This window comes from Bacillus sp. SIMBA_008 (genome assembly GCF_046535495.1).
Taxonomy (GTDB): domain Bacteria; phylum Bacillota; class Bacilli; order Bacillales; family Bacillaceae; genus Bacillus; species Bacillus subtilis.
The window spans coordinates 1-2963 of sequence record NZ_JAWRWL010000011.1 but is presented as its reverse complement, the minus strand read 5'-3'; the positions used below and the strand labels follow the sequence as shown (position 1 = coordinate 2963).

The 2963-nt window shown below is 53.5% G+C and carries 1 rRNA gene; it reads right to left on the bottom strand.

Annotated features, from left to right (window positions below):
* Positions 1-5: 5 nt before the first annotated feature.
* A 23S ribosomal RNA gene (locus SB658_RS21795) occupies positions 6-2933 on the bottom strand.
* Positions 2934-2963: the final 30 nt, after the last annotated feature.

Sequence of the window (2963 nt, the reverse complement as noted above, 5' to 3'; positions counted from 1 at the left end):
AAAATATGGTTAAGTCCTCGATCGATTAGTATCTGTCAGCTCCATGTGTCGCCACACTTCCACCTCAGACCTATCAACCTGATCATCTTTCAGGGATCTTACTTCCTTGCGGAATGGGAAATCTCATCTTGAGGGGGGCTTCATGCTTAGATGCTTTCAGCACTTATCCCGTCCGCACATAGCTACCCAGCGATGCCCTTGGCAGAACAACTGGTACACCAGCGGTGCGTCCATCCCGGTCCTCTCGTACTAAGGACAGCTCCTCTCAAATTTCCTGCGCCCGCGACGGATAGGGACCGAACTGTCTCACGACGTTCTGAACCCAGCTCGCGTACCGCTTTAATGGGCGAACAGCCCAACCCTTGGGACCGACTACAGCCCCAGGATGCGATGAGCCGACATCGAGGTGCCAAACCTCCCCGTCGATGTGGACTCTTGGGGGAGATAAGCCTGTTATCCCCGGGGTAGCTTTTATCCGTTGAGCGATGGCCCTTCCATGCGGAACCACCGGATCACTAAGCCCGACTTTCGTCCCTGCTCGACTTGTAGGTCTCGCAGTCAAGCTCCCTTGTGCCTTTACACTCTGCGAATGATTTCCAACCATTCTGAGGGAACCTTTGGGCGCCTCCGTTACCTTTTAGGAGGCGACCGCCCCAGTCAAACTGCCCACCTGACACTGTCTCCCCGCCCGATAAGGGCGGCGGGTTAGAAGGTCAATACAGCCAGGGTAGTATCCCACCGATGCCTCCACCGAAGCTGGCGCTCCGGTTTCCAAGGCTCCTACCTATCCTGTACAAGCTGTACCAACATTCAATATCAGGCTGCAGTAAAGCTCCACGGGGTCTTTCCGTCCTGTCGCGGGTAACCTGCATCTTCACAGGTACTATAATTTCACCGAGTCTCTCGTTGAGACAGTGCCCAGATCGTTGCGCCTTTCGTGCGGGTCGGAACTTACCCGACAAGGAATTTCGCTACCTTAGGACCGTTATAGTTACGGCCGCCGTTTACTGGGGCTTCAATTCGCACCTTCGCTTACGCTAAGCGCTCCTCTTAACCTTCCAGCACCGGGCAGGCGTCAGCCCCTATACTTCGCCTTACGGCTTCGCAGAGACCTGTGTTTTTGCTAAACAGTCGCCTGGGCCTATTCACTGCGGCTCTCTCGGGCTTGCACCCTAACAGAGCACCCCTTCTCCCGAAGTTACGGGGTCATTTTGCCGAGTTCCTTAACGAGAGTTCTCTCGATCACCTTAGGATTCTCTCCTCGCCTACCTGTGTCGGTTTGCGGTACGGGCACCTCTCACCTCGCTAGAGGCTTTTCTTGGCAGTGTGGAATCAGGAACTTCGCTACTATATTTCGCTCGCCATCACAGCTCAGCCTTATGGGAAACGGATTTGCCTATTTCCCAGCCTAACTGCTTGGACGCGGATATCCAATACCGCGCTTACCCTATCCTCCTGCGTCCCCCCATTGCTCAAATGGTGAGGAGGTGGTACAGGAATATCAACCTGTTGTCCATCGCCTACGCCTTTCGGCCTCGGCTTAGGTCCCGACTAACCCTGAGCGGACGAGCCTTCCTCAGGAAACCTTAGGCATTCGGTGGAGGGGATTCTCACCCCTCTTTCGCTACTCATACCGGCATTCTCACTTCTAAGCGCTCCACCAGTCCTTCCGGTCTGGCTTCACAGCCCTTAGAACGCTCTCCTACCACTGTTCGAAGAACAGTCCGCAGCTTCGGTGATACGTTTAGCCCCGGTACATTTTCGGCGCAGAGTCACTCGACCAGTGAGCTATTACGCACTCTTTAAATGGTGGCTGCTTCTAAGCCAACATCCTGGTTGTCTAAGCAACTCCACATCCTTTTCCACTTAACGTATACTTTGGGACCTTAGCTGGCGGTCTGGGCTGTTTCCCTTTCGACTACGGATCTTATCACTCGCAGTCTGACTCCCAAGGATAAGTCATTGGCATTCGGAGTTTGACTGAATTCGGTAACCCGGTAGGGGCCCCTAGTCCAATCAGTGCTCTACCTCCAAGACTCTTACCTTGAGGCTAGCCCTAAAGCTATTTCGGAGAGAACCAGCTATCTCCAGGTTCGATTGGCATTTCACCCCTACCCACACCTCATCCCCGCACTTTTCAACGTGCGTGGGTTCGGGCCTCCATTCAGTGTTACCTGAACTTCACCCTGGACATGGGTAGATCACCTGGTTTCGGGTCTACGACCACGTACTCATGCGCCCTATTCAGACTCGCTTTCGCTGCGGCTCCGCATCTTCTGCTTAACCTTGCACGGGATCGTAACTCGCCGGTTCATTCTACAAAAGGCACGCCATCACCCGTTAACGGGCTCTGACTACTTGTAGGCACACGGTTTCAGGATCTCTTTCACTCCCCTTCCGGGGTGCTTTTCACCTTTCCCTCACGGTACTGGTTCACTATCGGTCACTAGGGAGTATTTAGCCTTGGGAGATGGTCCTCCCGGATTCCGACGGAATTTCACGTGTTCCGCCGTACTCAGGATCCACTCAGGAGAGAACGAAGTTTTGACTACAGGGCTGTTACCTCCTATGGCGGGCCTTTCCAGACCTCTTCATCTACCTCGTTCCTTTGTAACTCCGTACAGAGTGTCCTACAACCCCAAGAGGCAAGCCTCTTGGTTTGGGCTAATCCCGTTTCGCTCGCCGCTACTCAGGGAATCGCATTTGCTTTCTCTTCCTCCGGGTACTTAGATGTTTCAGTTCCCCGGGTCTGCCTTCTCATATCCTATGAATTCAGATATGGATACCACTCCATTACGAGTGGTGGGTTTCCCCATTCGGAAATCTCCGGATCAAAGCTTGCTTACAGCTCCCCGAAGCATATCGGTGTTCGTCCCGTCCTTCATCGGCTCCTAGTGCCAAGGCATCCACCGTGCGCCCTTTCTAACTTAACCGTTAAAAAGAATCACTATGTGATATCTTGT